Origin of the sequence: Kiloniella laminariae (genome assembly GCF_027214005.1) — a bacterium.
Taxonomy (GTDB): domain Bacteria; phylum Pseudomonadota; class Alphaproteobacteria; order Kiloniellales; family Kiloniellaceae; genus Kiloniella; species Kiloniella laminariae_A.
In genome coordinates this window covers 53,611-72,897 of sequence record NZ_JAPWGY010000009.1, presented here as the reverse complement: position 1 = coordinate 72,897, position 19,287 = coordinate 53,611, and the positions used below count along the sequence as shown (strand labels likewise).

Sequence of the window (19,287 nt, the reverse complement as noted above, 5' to 3'; positions counted from 1 at the left end):
TAATCTTAGGTTTGTCGTGATATCATCAGCTACCATGCGGAAGTTGTCTTTTTCATATTCCGGCACGTTGTGCCTGCTGTCGCTTTCGATTCTAATGTTGAATCAGGTGAACAGTGCTTTTGCGACTGAAGCAGAGGCAAAGGTCGAAGCCCCGGCAGCGGTTTGGGCTGATGCTGCAAGGCTTCAGCACTGGGATCAATGCGGAGCGGACTATACACCCCCGGCCTGGTGCTCGGATTTGCCTGTTCAGGTAGACGTTGCGAATTCGTTTTCTGAATACAGGGATACGCTTACCCAAAACAAGCAAGCCGAAGCCCAGCGGTTGCTTGAGGCAGCTAAGCTTTTGGAAAAGAAAATCGGGGCCTCAAAAAATATCAAAAGTGGTGTCTTGTACAAACAGGACCTGGAGGCGATTTCCAGGCAAGCCGATTCCGGTGACAAGGATGCTATGGAACTGATGGCCTGGATGTATGTTCAGGGGATGATGCCCAAAACGACGCAGGATATGGATCCCAAGGAAGCTGCCTATATCTGGTACGGGCGTGCTTATCTTTCCGGCGCGAAGGAAGCCAAGGAAAATATGGACAAGATTTGGCCGACTCTGAATGTCACCCAGCAAAGGCGCATTACTGCACTGTTTGATAAAAAGTGATTCCTGAACAGCTGCCAGAAATTCCCAGAAGAGACCCAAGTAAAATAACCGGGATTCTTAGGGCCGAGTGGCCTGAGGCCGTTATTTGATCAGGCCGAGATCCTGCAGTTCTTTTCTATAACGCGGGTCTTGGCGGTTGATGCTGAAAGCCATCTGAAAATCAAACGAAGCGTTGTTGTTGTCACCCAGACCTTTGTAAAGTTTTCCGCGAAGGTAAAAGATCTCCGGGTCGTTTGGAGCGAGGCGCTGTGCATTGTCAAAGGCCCTGATGGCTTTGTCATAGGCCCCTTGGCTGTATAGGATAATCCCTTTTGTTGTATAGGCCTTGAACGAGCGTGGCTCCAGTTCAATGACATATTCCGTGTCAGTCAGTGCCAGATCCAGAAACCCTGTACAGAGATACGCATGTGCCCGTTTTACATAGGCATCAAGGCTGTCGGGTTCTTCCGAAAGAATGGTGATAAAATGGTCAATTGTCGCGGGTTCAATATAATTTCCCAGATATACATTATCTGGCTGAATTAAACTCTCCCCGATTGAAGGCTGTATCAATATAGATTGCGAGATGTCCTGTAAGGCCGCTGCTGTTTCCTGCTTTTCCTTGAATATCAAACCCCGATTCAGGAGCAGGTCCGGATTTTCCGGAGTCTGTAAAAGTGCCTGATTAAGGATATTCAAGGCTTCATCAAAGTTATTCTGTGCTGCATAGAGATTTGTCAGATTGAGATAGGCATCGGCATAAGCGGGGAGGAGTGTGACAGCTTCTCTGAAGTCTGCTTCGGCCTCGGCGCTGTTCCCCAGTTCAAGATGCAATAGACCCAGATTATTGTGGACGTAAGCCTGGAGCTTTGCGGAGAGATCTCCTTCAGCCAGGGCCTGGTTATAATATTTTATTGCAAGAGAGGAGTCGCCGTTATCTTCGGCTTCTTGTGCAGCCCGCGCATAGACGATTCCGTCTGCTGCGGCAGAAAAATTATGCAGGGTCACACAGGCTGTAAGGCTGAGTACAAAAAATAATCTTGTAAATTGCATGTTGATGCCCCTGTCAGGGCTGAAATTCTATGGTTAATTTGTCGGCAGAGTTTATCCAAGGCAGCAGGGAAATGCAAAGCCTCTGATCTGGGGAAGGTGTTTTATCAATAGGTCTCGGGAGAAACAGGATCGACAAAAACAAAACCCTGACCAGTTTCCCGGTCAGGGTTTTTTAAATGGCTCCGCGAGCAGGACTCGAACCTGCGACAAGGTGATTAACAGTCACCTGCTCTACCAACTGAGCTATCGCGGATCAGTGTTTTCGGCCGCCTCGTTGGCGACGGGTTGGGTTATAACAGCGGTCTCTTAACGTGGCAATGGCTTTTATGTATTTTTTTTGATTTTTTTTTATTCTTTTAAAAACAGTGTCTTGTCTGGTGAATTTGTCAAAGGGTTATGGTTGTTTATTCTGTCTCAAGTTTTGGAATCGCTCAAACATCCGGGAAGGATAAGAAGGGGACTTCTTATGGAAGCAGGACAGCCAATCCGAAGATTATGTAATTTTTAGTTCTGCTTTTTTGTCGGGGGGATTTGATGTTTGGAGGCCCGGGCCGGAATCGAACCGACGTTCAAGGATTTGCAGTCCTCTGCATAACCACTCTGCCACCGGGCCGTCCGGACGAACTCTGTTCGCTGGCAGTGCCGGGATGTATAGTGATCAGTGGGCAGGAGGTCAAGTGGGCAATGTCGATTCCAGCCGCAATAATACGGGCCGGGAACTGCCTCATTTCACCGGTAGAAGTTGCTGGATAAAAAAAAACCGCTTTCTCGTAACAAAATGAACTACTTTATCTGGAAAGCATCCGTACTCTTGGGTATGATCCCCGAAATTTATTCTTAATGATCGGTTGTTTCTATGATGGTCAATTTCCAACAAGCTCGCGTGAATATGGTCAACAGCCAGCTGCGCACCAATAAAGTCACCCACGCTGGTGTTCTGGATGCATTTGAAACTGTGGCACGTGAAGAGTTCGTTCCTGAGGCTTCAAGAAGTGTAGCCTATGTTGATGAAGATCTTGCCGTCGGTCAGGGGCGCTATTTAATGGAACCAATGGTTCTTGCAAGAATGCTCCAGATAATCGAGCCACAGGCGCATGAAACGGCATTGGTGGTTGGTGCTGCAACGGGATATGCGGCTACAGTGCTTTCAAAGCTGGTGAATGCGGTTATTGCCCTGGAATCAGAAGAGAGCCTGGTTACGGGCATGAATGAGACCTTCTCACAGCTGGGAGTCGAAAACGCGGTAGCTGTTGCAGGAGCATTAAACGAAGGCTACGCCAAGCAAGCCGCTTATGATCTGATCGTCCTTGGGGGGGCTGTTGCTGAAATTTCTCCCCAGCTATTTGATCAACTTGCAGAAAAAGGCCGTTTGATCGCCGTGGTTCAGGACAACAAAGCCCGTAACAAGCAGGACCTTGGTCATGTAACTGTGTTTGAAAAACATGCAGGGAAAGTGTCCAGCCGTATTGTGTTTGATGCAAATACTCCGCTGTTACCTGGTTTTGAACCCAAAGCTGTTTTCAGTTTCTGAAGCGGGGCTGAACCGGTTTTTTGACTGTTGGGGCTTGTTCTTCAGGAGCTTGCGCCTACCTATCGTTGATATCTGTTGGAATAATTCGGACTTGCTGTGGTTTCGTATATCCAGTGAAATTGTCTCTGGGATTACCTGTCGCGACTCTGTTTGATTTACAACGAAATTTCTCTGGTTCCTGAGTTTGGCGAACCTCTTTTTTTGAACCTGGTCGGACTAAAATTGGAAATAAAATGAACTGTAAGACAAAAAAAACCAAAAAGAGTCTCTTGAATAGAAGTGCACTTGTTGGTCTTGCCGCTTTTGGTGGGGTAAGTGTCTTTGCATTCAGTGCTCATGCCCAAAGTCTGAATGATGCTCTGGTTAAAGCTTATGAAACGAATCCAACCCTTTCCAGTGCACAGACCGGTTTGAAGTCGGTGAATGAATCTGTTCCCCAGGCACTTTCCAATTGGCGACCCCAGGTTACTCTATCCGGCTCTGCGGGTGTTCGGCGAACAGATACTGATGCTCCGTCAGGGGATTCGACTGATACAACCCAGCCTCTCAATGCGACGCTTCAGGTTACGCAATCTCTTTACCGTGGTGGCCGTACTGTTGCTGCAACCGAGCAGGCAGAAAACCTTGTTCTTGCCCAGCGGGCAAATGTTGTTGCTGTTGAGCAGGATGTTCTGTTGAAAGCCGTATCTGCCTATGCCTCTGTCTGGCGGGATCAGGCCGTACTTGAACTTAATGTTAATAACGAAAAGGTTCTCGCACGTCAGCTTGAAGCGACAAAAGATCGTTTTGAAGTCGGCGAATTGACCAGAACCGACGTTGCCCAATCCGAGTCGAGACTGGCGACAGCGACAGCGAAACGAATAGCCTCGGAAGGGACATTGAACACTTCCAAGGCTGCTTATATCGAGATTGTGGGCGCTGAGCCAATTCAGCTTGAACGGCCAAATCCTTTTGGTACACCACCTGCATCCCAGTCTGAGTTGCTTGGTGTTGCTCTTGAGAACAATCCTTCTGTTCTTGCTGCCAAATACAATGAGCTGGCAGCGATTAAGCAGGTAAGGGAAGTGACAGGTGAACTCTATCCCGAAGTTGCTCTGGTCGGGAGTGTCAGTCGTTCAGATGAAACCTCTTCCAAGGATGTGGACAGTACATCGGGCGAGATTATTGCTCAGGTTACTGTCCCGCTTTACCAGCAAGGTCTGGTGAGCAGCCGCGTGCGTCAGGCAAAGCAGGATGCCAATCAGCGCAGAATTCAAATTGCCGAGCAATCTCGTTCGATTGAACAGCAGGGCGTGTCTTCCTGGGAGAATCTTGTAACTGCGCAAGCCCAGATCCAGTCGTTCACCTCAGCAGTGGAAGCAGCTGAAATTGCTCTTGAGGGAGTTAGGCAGGAAGAGGAAGTTGGAGAGCGGACGATTCTTGATGTTCTGGATGCCGAACAGGAACTGCTTGATGCCCAGGTAAATCTTGTCAGTGCCGAACGAGATGAAGTTATTGCGACCTATCAGGTTTTGGGGGCCATGGGGCAGTTGACGGCCCAATATCTGGGCTTGCCGGTCAATCTGTTTGATCCTGCAGCGGATTATAACAAGGTCCGCGATAAGTGGTTTGGACTTGAAATTGAAAAATAGGGGTGCAAAACCCTTTCTCTTTCAATAATATCTAGCGATCAGTCTGTCTTGAATGTCAGCTGAATAGTGTGTTGGCAGAGAAAGAAGCGGTGGGACAACATTTCAATGAGTAATCAAGAAACCCAGGGCGAACCGTCGATGGAAGAAATTCTGGCGTCTATACGCCGGATAATATCTGAGGATGGTCCCGAGGGTGAAGATGCCCCGAAAGCTGCGGTTGCTGCAGAGGAAGAATCCGAGGCTGAGGCAGAAGATGATATTCTTGACCTGACCGAAGAGGTTGTCGAGGAAGAGGAAGTGCTTGCCGCTGATGAGGCTGATGAACCTGAAGAGGAAACAGCCGAAGAGCCCGTGCCCGAAGAAGACTCAATTGAAGAAGATTTCCGCAATACCTTTGAAAACCCAGAACCTGAAGAAGAGATAGAGGAAGAGGATCCCTTTGAGGCGGTTGAAGAGGACCTGTCTCTCGAAGAGGAAAGCCAGCCTGAAGCAGAGCCCGAGCCAGAAGAAGACCTGTCATTTGAAGAAGAAGCTCCTGTTGAGGAATCGGTAGAAGTCGACTTTGACGAAGAAGGCGATGATCTGGATCTCGACCTGGATGTATCTGATGCGGTGAGCATTCTTCAGGAGGAAACCCAGGATAAGGCGGCTTCTGCTCTATCCGAGATTGCGCGTGCAGCGGTTGTCCAACGATCACTGGCGATTGGTACTGGAAAAACGCTTGAAGACATCGTGCGCGAAGCACTGGTACCAGAGCTTAAAGCCTGGCTCGATGTGCGGCTTGGCCCTATGGTCGAACGCATTGTCCGGGAAGAAATAAAGAAAATGGTGCGCCGGGCCGAAGATTTATAAGGCCCGGTCTTTTCTTTTTTCTTTTGAACTGCTAGCAACAACTAGCATTATTTCACATTGAATTATTGAGTAAGAGGAACCCAGCAATGCTGGAGAAAACCTATTGCCCCGACCAGGTTGAGGCGAAGCAGTACGCACGTTGGGAAAAATCTGGTGCTTTTGCGGCCGATCCAAATTCCCAGGCGACCCCCTATACCATCATGATGCCGCCTCCAAATGTGACGGGCAGTCTGCATATGGGACATGCTCTGACCTTTACGCTTCAGGATGTCCTGATCCGGTACAAACGGATGCGCGGCCATGATGTGCTTTGGCAGCCGGGGACAGACCACGCAGGCATTGCCACGCAGATGGTTGTCGAACGTCAGCTGGCTGAAAAAGGTATTTCTCGGCATGATCTGGGGCGCGACAAGTTCCTTGAGAGTGTCTGGGACTGGAAAGAAAAATCCGGCGGGACAATTGTCAAGCAGCTCCGTCATCTTGGGGCCTCAGCTGACTGGCCACGCGAACGCTTTACCATGGACGAAGGTCTGTCGGCTGCGGTGCGCAAGGTTTTTGTCCAGCTGCATAAAGAAGGCCTGATTTATAAAGACAAGCGTCTGGTAAATTGGGACCCCAAGTTGTTGACGGCGATTTCCGATCTGGAAGTCCAGCAGAACGAGGTCAATGGTAATCTCTGGCACTTCCGCTATCCTCTTGAAGGTCAGGACGGTAAATATATTGTTGTGGCAACAACACGTCCGGAAACCATGCTGGGCGACAGTGGTGTTGCGGTTCATCCTGAAGATGAGCGTTATAAGGATCTGATTGGCAAAAATGTCGTTTTGCCGATTGTTGGCAGGCTGATCCCGATTGTCGCAGACGAATACGCTGATCCTGAAACAGGATCAGGCGCGGTGAAGATTACGCCAGCTCATGATTTTAACGATTTTGAGGTTGGCCGGCGTTGTAATCTGGAAATGATCAACGTTTTTGATAAACATGCCCGTATTAACGAGAATGCACCTGAAGCCTATCAGGGCATGGATCGTTTCGAAGCGCGCAAGAAAATTGTCGCTGAATTTGAAGCACAGGGTTTACTGGAAAAAATTGATGACCATCTGCATACGGTCCCACATGGAGATCGTTCCGGGGTTCCGATTGAGCCCTGGTTGACGGACCAGTGGTACGTAGACGCTGCCACGCTGGCCAAGCCGGCGCTTGAGGCTGTCGAGACGGGGAAAACCCAGATCGTGCCCAAACAGTGGGAAAACACCTATTACGAATGGATGCGTAACATACAGCCATGGTGTGTCTCACGACAGTTGTGGTGGGGGCATCAGATTCCGGCATGGTACGGCCCCGATGGCGAGATCTTCGTTGAAGAGACTGAAGAAGAAGCCCAGGCCGCCGCATTGGCTCAGCTCGGTCAGGCTGTTGAATTAACCCGGGATCCCGACGTTCTTGATACATGGTTCTCTTCTGCCCTCTGGCCGTTTTCTACCATCGGCTGGCCCGAACAGACCGCAGAGCTGAAGCGGTATTATCCAGGTGATGTTCTGGTGACCGGCTTTGACATCATCTTCTTCTGGGTTGCCCGGATGATGATGATGGGCATGCACTTTATGGACGATGTTCCTTTCAAAACCGTTTATATCCACGCGCTGGTGCGTGACGAGAATGGCCAGAAAATGTCCAAGTCCAAGGGCAATGTAATTGATCCGCTTGAAACAATTGCAGAATACAGCTGTGATGCGTTGCGATTTACCCTGTCTGCGATGGCAGCGCCGGGGCGGGATATCAAGCTGGCGTCTTCGCGTGTTGAAGGGTATCGCAACTTTGGGACCAAGCTTTGGAATGCAGCACGTTTCAGTCTGATGAATGGCGCTGTCCTGGATCCCAACTTTGACCCCTTGACCTGTAAACAACCTGTTAACCGCTGGATTGTTGGGAAAGTTGCTGCTGCAACAGCTGCAGTTGACAAGGCCCTTGACGACTATCGTTTTAACGATGCGGCAAATGCGCTCTACAAGTTTGTCTGGAATGAATTTTGCGACTGGTATCTCGAATTTACCAAGCCGGTTCTCGCCAGCGGCGATAGCGAAGTCGAAAAAGAGACGAAAGCAACGATTGCCTGGACTCTTTCCCAGATTTTGCATCTGTTGCATCCGATTATGCCTTATATCACGGAAGAACTTTGGGAGACCATTGGCGGAGAGGGGGCTGGCCCCTTGATCTCTGCGGTCTGGCCGACTTTCGACGAGCGGTATATTGATGCCGCGGTTGAAAAAGAGATGGATTGGGTCATTCGCCTGATTACAGATATCCGGGCAACCCGTGCTGAGTTGAACACCCCGCCAGCCCTGAAAGCTCCCTTGTTGCTCAAGGATGGTACCGAGGAGATCAAGGCGCGGATTGCAAGCTATGAGAATGTGATCAGTTGGCTTGCCCGTCTTTCATCGCTTGATGCCATTGAAGGGGATCTGCCGAAAGGGGCGATCCAGATTGTTCTGGATGATGCGACGTTTGCCCTGCCTCTGGAAGGGATTGTCGATGTTACCCAGGAAAAAGCCCGCCTGAGTAAGGAAATTGAAAAGACTCTTTCGGAAATTGAAAAAATCGACAAGAAGCTGGCCAATGAACAGTTCATTTCGAAAGCACCGGAAGCTGTGGTTAAAGAACAGCACAGTCGCCGTGATGATTTTCAGGCGACATTGAACGAGTTGAATGCTGCAGTAGAGCGTTTGGCTGATCTGTAAAATTCTGACTTCTGTGTGATGAAAAAGCCGCTTCTGAAGCGGCTTTTTCTTTTGGCCTTCACAGCCTTTTTGTTGCTGTTTCACTGAAATCGAGGGAGGCGTACCGGAAAATCCGCGTTGTATACGTTTTATTACGTATTTTATCTATCAACAGTCAGCGCTAACCTGCTGTTATGATGACAGAGTTGAAAACGAGCTTCGTTAAGCAAAAAAAACTGGTCAAGAGACGCCTGCCAACTCAGCAGCGCTCGAGAGAAAGTGTTCGGCGTATTCTGGATGCGGGCGCAAGCCTTCTGACCTCGATTAGCCTGGACCGACTGACGACACGTCGAATTGCAGAAGTCGCCGAAGTCAATATTGCCTCGCTCTATCAATTTTTCCCAAACAAGGAAGCAATTATTCTGGCGCTCTACGAGCAGTGGCTTGATGAGGTTGGAGCTGCTCTAGATGAGATTGAAGGTTCTTTTCCACCTGACAAAACGGATATAGCTCTTTTCTGGGGAAATATCTTCAAGGCTTTAGCGAACACAAAGACCAGCGCAATCGTTAAGGATCGCTTGCAAAAGGCTATGGGAACCAACAAGGACCTGGCACAGCTTGATTTGATTCATAGCCAGGTTCTGACCGAACGTATGGCTGGATATATGAAGCAGCAGGGAGCTTCGATACCTGACAGGGAACTGAATGATCTGGCGTTGTTGCTTTTCCATTTTGAGCGGGCACAGGTGGCACCGCTTTCTCAGGTATCCGGTGACGTTCGTTCCAGAATGCTTGATGCAGGACAGGAGGCTTTACTCCGGATTGTGCGCGGTGCTTTCCCAACTCCAGACTAAACCCTGCCGACTATAAAGAATTCAAATCAAAAGGGCCGATGCTATCAAGCACCGGCCCTTTTTAACGTCATTCTGCGTGACGGTTATTCTTCGTCATGCTGGTTTACATCACGATATGCACCCCGATCAGCCGAAGTGGTAAAGTGTGCATAGGCCTTGAGGGCACCACTGACTTTTCTGGGACGAGGTTTGGCTGGCTTCCAGGCGGCTTTGCCCCGCGCATTCATGGCATCCCGGCGGCGTTGTAGTTCCTCGTCACTGAGGAGCACATTGATGGTCCGATTGGGGATATCGATTTCAATGGCATCCCCAGCCTCCACCAGGGCAATCGCGCCACCCTGGGCTGCTTCCGGAGAGACGTGCCCGATGGAAAGACCGGAAGTTCCGCCAGAGAAGCGCCCATCGGTCAGAAGGGCACAGGCTTTGCCAAGTCCCATGGATTTGAGATAGCTGGTCGGATAGAGCATCTCCTGCATGCCTGGGCCGCCTTTGGGGCCTTCATAGCGGATGACGACAACATCGCCCTCGACAACTTCTCCACCAAGTACACCGGCAACTGCAGCTTCCTGGGATTCAAAGATTTTCACCGTGCCTTTGAATTTGAGAATGGAATCATCAACACCAGCGGTTTTAACGACGCAGCCATCCACAGCAATATTGCCAAATAGAACAGCAAGACCGCCTTCCTGACTGAAGGCGTGTTCGCCATTACGAATACAGCCGTTAGCGCGATCATCATCAAGTGAGGAATAGTATCTGTCCTGACTGAAGGCCTGGGTTGTTCTGACGCCGCCAGGTGCTGCGGAATAAAAGGTTTTGGTTGCGGGGTCATCTGAGCGGACAATGTCCCACTTGTCGATGGCCTCGCCGAGAGTTTTTGCATGTACAGTTGGTCGGTCCCGATGGATCAGGCCAAGGCGATCCAGTTCACCGAGAAGGCCCATAATCCCACCAGCCCGGTGGACGTCTTCCATGTGATATTTGGCTGTCGATGGAGCAACCTTTGCCAGCTGTGGTACCTTGCGCGAAAGATTGTCTATATCAGACATTTTGAAATCAACACCACCTTCCTGGGCCATGGCCAGAATATGTAGGATCGTGTTGGTGGAGCCGCCCATGGCAATGTCGAGTACCATCGCGTTCTGATAGGTTTCAAAAGTCGCAATCCCGCGGGGGAGGACGCTTTCATCACCCTGTTCATAATAGCGTTTGGTAATGTCGACAATCCGGCGACCGGCTTCCTTGAACAGTTCACCGCGCAGTTTATGGGTTGCGAGCAAAGAGCCATTGCCAGGAAGGGACAAGCCCATGGCTTCGCTGAGACAGTTCATGGAGTTGGCTGTAAACATACCGGAACAGGAACCACAGGTGGGGCAGGCGGAGCGTTCGATCGCTGCGACATCCTCATCGCTGACGTTAGGGTCAGCAGCATCAACCATGGCATCAACCAGATCAAGCTTGCGTTCTTTGTTGTTGAGAATGATCTTTCCGGCTTCCATCGGCCCGCCAGAGACAAAAATTGCCGGAATGTTGAGGCGCATGGCAGCCATCAGCATGCCGGGTGTGATCTTGTCGCAGTTGGAGATACAGACGACCGCATCAGCGCAGTGGGCGTTGCACATATATTCGACAGCATCGGCAATAACTTCACGGGAAGGCAGACTGTAGAGCATGCCATCGTGGCCCATGGCAATGCCGTCATCCACCGCGATGGTGTTGAATTCCTTGGCAACACCGCCAGCCTTTTGGATCTCTTCAGCAACCAGTCCACCAAGGTCCTTCAGGTGGACATGTCCGGGAACGAACTGGGTGAAAGAGTTGGCAATTGCGATGATCGGCTTACCAAAGTCGTCATCCTGCATGCCGGTTGCGCGCCACAGGCCACGGGCTCCTGCCATGTTGCGGCCATGTGTGGAGGTTCTGGAACGATACTCTGGCACGGCTTTATCCTAACGTTACGTCGTAGATGAGTTTATGGTTGTTGTAAGATAATTAGGAAATCCATGGCTATACGTCCATGGTTATTTCATAAAATAGCGATAAATTTTGCATCCCTTATCTTACACCGGTGATACAGATCCAGAATCATTTCTGCCTGTATCCAGTTTTTCTGATACTTAACCCGCGAGGGAGTTCCTCGGGACTGAGCAGGGGCAAACTGCTGTGTCTGAAAAGAGGGATCAGAGCCATGCCGCTGAAAAAGCCAATAATATGCGCCCACCAGGCAACACCGGATTCATGATTTTCAACGGCGATCAGAGCAGACACAACCTGAAATCCGATCCAGAAGATCAGTAACAGATAGGCCCGAATAAATACAGGAATCGTAAAGATCGGCACCAAAACCTTGGCGCGGGGGTATTGTATCAGATAAGCCCCCAGAATACCCGAAATTGCACCGCTGGCACCAATGATCGGCAATTGGGAACCAGGAGAAAGGACGGCCTGCCCCAGACCTGCTGCAGCACCGCAGGTTGCGAGAAAAAGCAAATACCGGCGGTGACCCATGGCGTCTTCAATATTATCCCCGAAAACCCAGAGGAAAATCATGTTCCCGGCAAGGTGCATGAAGTCGGCATGGAGAAAGTTGTATGTCACAAGGTTGAGATAGGGCGAAACCCAGTTGATGGCATCTGCGCGTTCGGCATTCCCCATAAGAACATCGGGGATTAAGCCAAGGGCAAAAATCATCTGTCCCATTGTCTCTTCCGGCAGAAAAAACTCCAGGGCAAAAATAATGACACAAAGAGCAATACCTGCCCAGTTAACCCAGGGTTTCTCAATCAATATGCGGGGGAGATTGTCAAAAAGCGGGATAAACATCCCCTATCTCACGCTGCTGCTTTGTGGTGGATATCGAGTTCGCAATAAACCGGTGTATGATCAGAGGGAGATTCTTTTCCACGGGGTGTCTTGTCAATTGCTGAAGCTGTCAGGAGATCAGCAGCCTGGGGAGAGAGCATCATCAGGTCAATGCGGATGCCGTTATTATGCTGGTAGGCCTCTTTCTGGTAATCCCAGTAACTGTAGACATGGGCTTCCTTGTTCAGGCTGCGCCAGGCCTCGTTGTACCCCAGATGCTCCAGCGCCCGGTATCGATCACGAGAGGCGGCATGCGTGTGTGCGCTGCCATCAAAGCGGCGGGGATCAAACACATCATCGTCTGTCGGGATCAGGTTGAAGTCCCCGGCAAGGATGGTCGGTTGTTCCGTTTTCAGCAATGCTGCTGCATGCGCATTGAGGCGCTCCATCCATTTTAGCTTGTAAGGGAATTTTGTCGCGTCAGTCTTGTTATAATTGTTATTGCCGTTGGGCAGATAAATCGAGGCAACACGCACCCCAAAGGTTGTTCCTTCGACATAGCGGGCATGATCATCCTCGCTATCCCCGGGCAGTTCCCGAATGACATCGGTAATCGGGGCCTTGGAAATCAGGGCAACACCGTTGTAGCTTTTTTGACCGACAACCTCGACGTGATAACCGAGCTCTTCAAATTCCAGATAGGGGAACTTTTCTGCAACGGTCTTGAGTTCCTGCAGCAGCAGGACATCAGGGGATGCTTCCCGGATCCATTCAAGTACGTTCGGCAGGCGCTTGTTGATGGAGTTTACATTCCAGGTTGCGATCTTGATCATTGGTGTCAGAAACTCCGGGGTCGGGACAGATGTTCTAATTTACAGAATGTTTTACTCAGATGGCGAAGGAGGTACCGCAGCCGCAGGACGCCGTGGCATTGGGGTTGGTGATCCGGAAAGAGGAGCCCATCAGGTCTTCGACAAAATCAATTTCGGAACCATTGAGCAAATCGAGGGACATCTGATCAATAACGGCCGATGTGCCATCAGTAGCGAAGGTCAGGTCGTCGTCATTGACTGTGCTGTCAAAGGAAAAGCCGTATTGGAAACCAGAACATCCGCCGCCTGAGACCGTAATGCGCAGCATCAACCCGGGGTTCCCTTCCTGTTCTGCCAGCCAGGCAACACGTTTGGCTGCACTGGGTGAAAGAGTAATAAAAGGAGATTGTTCTTCTGTACTCATACTTGCTCCGCCGACCTATGAGACGCTGTTGATCCAGATCCTATCCTAATCGTCCAGGCGGATCATGAAAACCGTTATTCACGGATGATCAAAGTCCGACTGTAAAACAAGGATATTATCTATACCTATGTAAGCTGCTTTCAGGGTCTGTCAATCCTTCAGGGTGAAGTCTTGAGAAAAGCCTTTGACGGGATGACTTCCAACAGAGGGACTCCAAGGCGTGTTTTCAATAGAAATCCCTTTGACTAAGTTACGCATACCGCTAGTCTTTGCCGATGCAAAACAGCGATTCGATCAGGCCTTACGCCTCCTTGCCGGAAAACTCAAGAGGCCGTCTTCTCAAGGAGCCGGAGAGCAAAAACCGTACGGCATTTCAAAGAGACCGGGATCGCATTATTCATTCCGTGGCTTTTCGACGTCTTCAGTACAAAACCCAGGTTTTTGTCTATCATGAAGGGGATCATTTCAGAACTCGTCTGACCCATTCACTTGAAGTGGCACAGATCGCCCGGAGCCTGAGCCGAACCCTTGGCGTGAACGAGGACCTGGCAGAGACGATAGCCCTGGCACATGATCTGGGGCACACTCCTTTTGGGCATGCGGGTGAAGATGCTTTGCACGAGATGATGCTGCCTTTCGACGGTTTCGACCATAATGAACAAACCTTTCGGGTGGTGACACAGCTGGAGCGGCGCTATGCAGACTTTAATGGCCTGAATCTTTCCTGGGAAAGTCTGGAAGGAATTGCCAAGCATAATGGCCCAGTTGCAGGGCCGCTCAGTAAAGAAGCGATCGTTCCGGAAAGCATGCGAAAGTACTGCACAAACGCAATCGATCTGGAATTGGCATCATTTGCAGGATTGGAAGCGCAGATCGCCGCAATCTCAGATGATATCGCCTATAATAATCACGATATTGATGACGGGATCCGGGCAGGACTTTTTAAAGTTGGGGATTTGCTGGATTTACCGGTTGTCGGTGATATCTTTCGCGAAGTTGAGCAACGGTATCCGAATGTTGGACAGGAAAGTCTGGTCCATGAAGCGGTCAGGCGTCTTGTTGATCATATGATCAGTGATGTGCTGGCTGAGACAGGGCGTCGGCTTGAGCAGGCGATGCCGCAGTCTGTTATTGACGTTCGGGCGCAGCCACAGGCGCTGGTGGCTTTTTCCGATCAGTTCAAGCTTGCTGAAAAAGAGCTGCGGGCTTTTTTATTCGGGCGTATGTACCGCCATGAAAAAGTCAAAGAGATGCGCGAACGTGTAAAGCAGGTTGTGAGAAACCTCTTTTCACATTATTCAGAGCATCCAGAGGGGCTTCCTGACTATTGGCGTCTGGAAGCTGGAACAAAATTGACAAAGCGCAGCGCACGTTTGATCGCGGATTACATCGCTGGTATGACTGACCGCTATGCTTTTGAACAACACAGACAGATTTTTAATCTGGATTTTGAGATAAAATGAACGTTTTCAAAGACCTGAGAAATAAGATTGTAGCACAGCTTGAAGAGATGGCTGTTTCTGGCGAAATTCCTTCTGGCCTGGATTTTTCCCGGGTTTCTGCCGAGCCGCCACGAGACTCTTCTCATGGAGATATCTCGACCAATGCCGCGATGGTTCTGGCCAAACCTGCTGCGATGAAACCTCGGGATCTGGCCGCTCTGCTGGCAGCGCGTCTTGAGAATCTTGATGTTGTAAATTCTGTCGAGATTGCTGGACCCGGCTTTATCAACCTGCGCCTGGAGGAAAAACTCTGGCTGGAGCAGATCGGAACCATCCTCAAGTCTGGTCTTGCTTATGGTAATTCCGATATGGGGCAGGGCGAGAAGGTCAACGTTGAATATGTCTCTGCTAACCCGACAGGTCCTCTGACGGTCGGACACGCCCGTGGGGCTATTGTTGGTGATGCCCTGGCATCGTTGCTTGCCAAAGTCGGCTATAATGTTTGTCGGGAATACTACATCAATGATGCAGGGAACCAGGTTAACGTTCTTGCTGGCTCAGCCTATCTCAGATACCGCGAGGCACTTGGTGAGGATATCGGGGAAATCCCGGCTGGATTTTATCCGGGTGAATATCTGATTGATGTTGGCAAGGCACTGGTTGCGCGTGACGGGGACAAATGGCTGGGCAAGGAAGAAAGTGTCTGGTTGCCGGAAGTCAGAAAGTTCGCCATTGCCGAGCTGATTGATCTGATCAAACGGGATCTGGCAGCTTTGGGTGTTGTGATGGATCTCTATTCTTCCGAACGTGAACTGGTTGAAGCCGGAGGCGTTGAAGAAGTCGCCAAATTCCTCAAGGAACACAATCTGGTCTATACGGGGGTTCTGGAGCCACCAAAAGGCAAAACACCGGATGATTGGGAACCCCGTCCACAGACGCTGTTCCGTTCAACTGATTTTGGGGACGATGTTGATCGTCCGATCCAGAAATCTGATGGCAGCTGGACCTACTTTGCTGGTGACATGGCCTATCACCTTGATAAATATCGCCGCGGTTTCAAAAACATGATCAACGTCTGGGGCGCGGATCATGGTGGCTATATCAAGCGGATGCAGGCTGCGGTCACCGCCCTTACCGAGGGGCAGGGATCGCTTGATGTCAAAGTCTGTCAGCTGGTCAACCTCTTGCGCGATGGCGAAATGGTCCGGATGTCCAAGCGTTCGGGGAATTTTGTGACCTTGCGGGATGTGATTGATGAAGTTGGGAAAGATGTTGTCCGCTTTATCATGCTGACCCGCAAAAATGATGCTTCGCTTGATTTCGATCTGGTCAAGGTGCTGGAGCAGAGCCGTGACAACCCTGTGTTCTATGTTCAGTACGCACATGCGCGGGCTTGTTCTGTGTTAAAGAACGCCAAGTTGGAAATTCCGACGCTGGATCTGACGCAGGAAAAACTCTCCGGAATTGATTGCTCCTTGTTGAATAGTGATGGGGAACTGGCGCTGGTTCGCAAGTTGTGTGAATGGCCCCGCCTGCTTGAAAGTGCGGGGGAAGCCCACGAGCCGCACCGTATCGCCTTCTATCTTTACGAGTTGGCTGGAGAACTGCACGGCCTTTGGACCAAAGGTAAAGATGATGCAAGCTTGCGGTTTATCCTGGTTGATAACCCTGCCTTGACTGAAGCCAGAATGGCTCTGGTAAAGGCAACATCACTGGTAATTGCGTCGGGACTTGATGTGTTTGGCATTGAACCTGTTGAGGAAATGCGCTGATGTCTTTTAATGATTCTGGTAACTCGTCCAGAGGAACTGGTGACGGTCTTCGCGAGTTTGAAAAAGTCCGCGAAAAAGAAAGCCTGCGTGCGACGACCGATCGCGATGATAGTGGGCGATCTTTTGAAACGGATAGCTTTCCCGATGATGAATATTGGGAAGATGATGTTGATTCTGATCCCGGTGAAGGTTTGTTTCGAAAGCTGATTCCTGTCGGGTTGGGGCTGATTGTTGTCTCCGTCATTGGCGGTGGTATCTTTTTCATCCTTGGGGATAGTAATGGACCTGACCAAACAGTTCCAAATACGATCCCGCTGATCGAAGCTGAAACCACCCCTGAAAAGACCAAGCCGGAAGAACCCGGAGGGATGGCGGTGCCTCATCAGGACAAGCTGGTCCTGAATGAAGAGGACGCTGCAGTGAATTCCGGACAGGTGGAAAAGCTATTGCCGCCCCCAGAGGTTCCCCTGTCGCCAGTTGTGACCGATGTTCCTGTTGAAGCTGAAACGGCTCCGGTGTCTGAGGGAGAAGCGACAGCTGTTGCAGAAATACCCGAAAACCCTGTTGCACTTCCTCCGGAAACACCGGTGGAAGAAGCGCCTGTGGTCTTGGCGCCCCCGCCTGTGGTCGAGGGCACAAAAGAAGTTGAATCTGTTCTGGCACCACCACCAGTTCCAGAAGCAAGTCAGCCTGTTGCCGAGCCGGCTAGTCCAGAAAAACCTGTTCAAAACGCTGCAACGGGTGATTATGTTCTTCAGCTGGCCTCGCTCAAGAGCGAAGCGGATGCGATGACAGAATGGAAAAATATCCAGCGCAAGCTGTCTGACCTTCTTGGTGATAAACAGGCCATTGTTGAAAAGGCCGATATTTCCGGAGTAGGTGTTCGTTATCGCCTTCAAACCGGTCCTTTCGCGGACAAGCAGGCCGCCAGCGATTTTTGTGAAAAGCTGAAGGCAGCCAAGAGAGATTGTCTGGTCAAGAAGGTCAAATAGCATGATAGGGCGGGGGTATTTCTGTGGCACAGAATTCGGTAATCTTCGGATGCGAAGGACATTGTCTGACGGCCTGGGAAAAAGGTTTTTTTTCAGAGACCAAGCCTTATGGCTTTGTCCTTTTTGGCCGAAACTGTGATACCCCCGAGCAGATCAAACGTCTGATCGACGAATTGAAGACGCTGAGCGGGCAGGATGATTTGCCCGTTCTTGTCGATCAGGAAGGCGGACGTGTTGCCCGGTTACGCCCTCCACACTGGCGCAAGACGCCAGCTGCTGCTGTGTTTGGAAAGCTGTACGAGGTGGATGCAGACAAAGCGCGACGTGCGGCTTACCTGAATGCCTGCCTGATTTCCAGTGAACTTACCCAACTTGGCTTTACCGTTGACTGTGCCCCTGTGCTGGATCTGACAATCCCCGGCGCTCACGAGATTGTTGGGGATCGTTCCTATGGGGCTACACCAGAACAGGTCGCTGAACTTGCCCGGTCTGTGAGTAACGGCTTCCTTGATTGTGGCATAATGCCTGTGATCAAGCATTTGCCAGGGCATGGGCGGGCACTGGTGGACAGTCACAAGGAATTGCCTCGTGTCAGTACACCCAAAAGCGAACTTGTCCGCAGCGACTTCGAAGCCTTCAGGCTGATGAAGGATTCTCCCTGGGGCATGACAGCTCATGTTATATATGAGGATATCGATCCGGATCATATTGCAACTGTTTCCCCAAAGATTATCGGCGAGATTATCCGCAAGGAGATCGGTTTTGAGGGGATTTTGCTTTCTGACGATCTTTCGATGAAGGCGATGCAGGGCAGTTACGAGGAAAAGGCACGTTCTTGTCTTGCAGCGGGATGTGACATTGTCCTGCACTGTAATGGCGATCAGGGCGAGATGTCTGGCGTGGCTGCGGGGCTGGCCGAAATAGACGACCAGAAACGATTACGACTGGACCGGGCTTGGAAATTGCGCAGAAGCCCCCCATGTGACAGTCTGCATGCTTCTGCAGAGTTGAACGACCTTCTTTCTCCCTATTGGGTGTGATCTTTTTACATAACCGGAATTTTATCGATGATGGATATTAGTACGTTCCTCTTCGGAGCGTCCGTTTGGGCCTTGCCTGTGTTGTTTGCAGTTACCCTGCACGAGGCGGCGCATGCTTATGTCGCCTACCGTCTGGGTGATGATACGGCCTATAAACTGGGCCGCGTGACCCTTAATCCACTCAAACACACAGATCCTTTTGGTACAATTCTGCTGCCAGCGGTTCTGATTTTCTCAGGGTCGCCCTTTATTCTTGGCTGGGCCAAGCCAGTTCCTGTTAGATTTGGACGACTGGGAAACCCCAAACGAGATATGATCTTTGTTGCCCTGGCTGGGCCCCTGAGTAACCTCTTTATCGCTCTCGTTGCTGCGATTGGTATTGCTATCATCGGCATCATTCCGGATATCGCGACAGCATGGGTTCTTCAAAATTTAAGAAATGCTATCGTTATCAATTTGATACTAGCAGTCTTTAACATGCTGCCGATCCTCCCTCTTGATGGTGGACGTGTTTTGACAGGTCTTCTGCCAATACCACTTGCAATCAAGTTTTCACAGACTGAACGTTTTGGTATGGTGATCCTATTGGTTCTGATTTTTGCACTTCCATTCGTCGGAAGGGAGTTTGGTATGAACCTGAATATTATTGGATATATTATTGGAACAGCTATCGATGGCGCGAGACCTTTTTTTGAGGCGATAGCTGGTCGTAATCTTTTCTAACTATCTTGGAA

The 19,287-nt window shown here is 50.3% G+C and carries 16 protein-coding genes and 2 tRNA genes; 11 read left to right on the top strand and 7 right to left on the bottom strand.

Going from position 1 to position 19,287, the window contains the following annotated elements:
* The first annotated feature begins 106 nt into the window (after positions 1–106).
* Complete coding sequence (locus O4H49_RS17805) at positions 107–652, top strand: hypothetical protein (RefSeq protein ID WP_269424794.1); 546 nt, start codon at positions 107–109, stop codon at positions 650–652.
* An 81-nt stretch (positions 653–733) separates the two neighbouring features.
* On the opposite strand, the gene O4H49_RS17800 is transcribed toward O4H49_RS17805, so the two are convergent.
* From O4H49_RS17800 to O4H49_RS17790, 3 genes are all read right to left on the bottom strand, one after another.
* A complete protein-coding gene (locus tag O4H49_RS17800) occupies positions 734–1,684 on the bottom strand; it encodes a tetratricopeptide repeat protein (protein ID WP_269424793.1) in 951 nt (316 codons plus the stop codon).
* Positions 1,685–1,861: 177 nt separating this feature from the next.
* A tRNA-Asn gene (locus O4H49_RS17795) sits at positions 1,862–1,937 on the bottom strand.
* Between the two features lie 286 nt (positions 1,938–2,223).
* Positions 2,224–2,297: transfer RNA gene (locus tag O4H49_RS17790), tRNA-Cys, on the bottom strand.
* Between the two features lie 243 nt (positions 2,298–2,540).
* On the opposite strand from O4H49_RS17790, the gene O4H49_RS17785 reads away from it, so the two are divergent.
* From O4H49_RS17785 to O4H49_RS17765, 5 genes are all read left to right on the top strand, one after another.
* Positions 2,541–3,215, top strand: a complete 675-nt coding sequence (locus O4H49_RS17785; RefSeq protein WP_269424792.1) for a protein-L-isoaspartate O-methyltransferase family protein — start codon at positions 2,541–2,543, stop codon at positions 3,213–3,215.
* A 269-nt stretch (positions 3,216–3,484) separates the two neighbouring features.
* Positions 3,485–4,846 (top strand): TolC family outer membrane protein, encoded by a 1,362-nt coding sequence (locus O4H49_RS17780; protein WP_269424791.1) that lies wholly within the window; start codon positions 3,485–3,487, stop codon positions 4,844–4,846.
* A gap of 105 nt (positions 4,847–4,951) precedes the next feature.
* Positions 4,952–5,698: a DUF2497 domain-containing protein gene (locus O4H49_RS17775; protein ID WP_269424790.1), complete on the top strand. Its 747-nt coding sequence runs from the start codon at positions 4,952–4,954 to the stop codon at positions 5,696–5,698.
* An 86-nt stretch (positions 5,699–5,784) separates the two neighbouring features.
* A complete protein-coding gene (locus tag O4H49_RS17770) occupies positions 5,785–8,436 on the top strand; it encodes a valine--tRNA ligase (protein ID WP_269424789.1) in 2,652 nt (883 codons plus the stop codon).
* A 185-nt stretch (positions 8,437–8,621) separates the two neighbouring features.
* Positions 8,622–9,269: a TetR/AcrR family transcriptional regulator gene (locus O4H49_RS17765; RefSeq protein ID WP_269424788.1), complete on the top strand. Its 648-nt coding sequence runs from the start codon at positions 8,622–8,624 to the stop codon at positions 9,267–9,269.
* An 83-nt stretch (positions 9,270–9,352) separates the two neighbouring features.
* On the opposite strand, the gene ilvD is transcribed toward O4H49_RS17765, so the two are convergent.
* From ilvD to erpA, 4 genes are all read right to left on the bottom strand, one after another.
* Positions 9,353–11,209 (bottom strand): dihydroxy-acid dehydratase, encoded by a 1,857-nt coding sequence (ilvD, locus tag O4H49_RS17760; RefSeq protein ID WP_269424787.1) that lies wholly within the window; start codon positions 11,207–11,209, stop codon positions 9,353–9,355.
* A 145-nt stretch (positions 11,210–11,354) separates the two neighbouring features.
* Entirely contained in the window at positions 11,355–12,092 is a 738-nt protein-coding gene (locus O4H49_RS17755; RefSeq protein ID WP_269424786.1) for a rhomboid family intramembrane serine protease, read from the bottom strand.
* A gap of 8 nt (positions 12,093–12,100) precedes the next feature.
* The gene (gene xth / locus O4H49_RS17750; RefSeq protein ID WP_269424785.1) at positions 12,101–12,904 is read right to left on the bottom strand and encodes an exodeoxyribonuclease III; all 804 of its coding nucleotides are present in this window, start codon (positions 12,902–12,904) and stop codon (positions 12,101–12,103) included.
* Between the two features lie 55 nt (positions 12,905–12,959).
* Positions 12,960–13,307, bottom strand: a complete 348-nt coding sequence (gene erpA / locus O4H49_RS17745) for an iron-sulfur cluster insertion protein ErpA (protein ID WP_269424784.1) — start codon at positions 13,305–13,307, stop codon at positions 12,960–12,962.
* Between the two features lie 275 nt (positions 13,308–13,582).
* On the opposite strand from erpA, the gene O4H49_RS17740 reads away from it, so the two are divergent.
* The 5 genes from O4H49_RS17740 to O4H49_RS17720 are packed head-to-tail and all read left to right on the top strand — an operon-like array spanning position 13,583 to position 19,276.
* A complete protein-coding gene (locus O4H49_RS17740) occupies positions 13,583–14,770 on the top strand; it encodes a deoxyguanosinetriphosphate triphosphohydrolase (RefSeq protein WP_269424783.1) in 1,188 nt (395 codons plus the stop codon).
* Positions 14,767–16,521, top strand: coding sequence for an arginine--tRNA ligase (argS, locus tag O4H49_RS17735; RefSeq protein ID WP_269424782.1), 1,755 nt, complete (start codon positions 14,767–14,769; stop codon positions 16,519–16,521). The genes O4H49_RS17740 and argS overlap by 4 nt, the downstream gene beginning before the upstream one ends.
* The gene (locus tag O4H49_RS17730; protein WP_269424781.1) at positions 16,521–17,513 is read left to right on the top strand and encodes an SPOR domain-containing protein; all 993 of its coding nucleotides are present in this window, start codon (positions 16,521–16,523) and stop codon (positions 17,511–17,513) included. Before argS ends, O4H49_RS17730 begins: the two co-directional genes overlap by 1 nt.
* A gap of 23 nt (positions 17,514–17,536) precedes the next feature.
* Positions 17,537–18,553: a beta-N-acetylhexosaminidase gene (gene nagZ, locus O4H49_RS17725; protein WP_269424780.1), complete on the top strand. Its 1,017-nt coding sequence runs from the start codon at positions 17,537–17,539 to the stop codon at positions 18,551–18,553.
* A gap of 27 nt (positions 18,554–18,580) precedes the next feature.
* On the top strand, positions 18,581–19,276 hold the full coding sequence (locus tag O4H49_RS17720) for a site-2 protease family protein (protein WP_269424779.1): 696 nt from the start codon (positions 18,581–18,583) through the stop codon (positions 19,274–19,276).
* Positions 19,277–19,287: the final 11 nt, after the last annotated feature.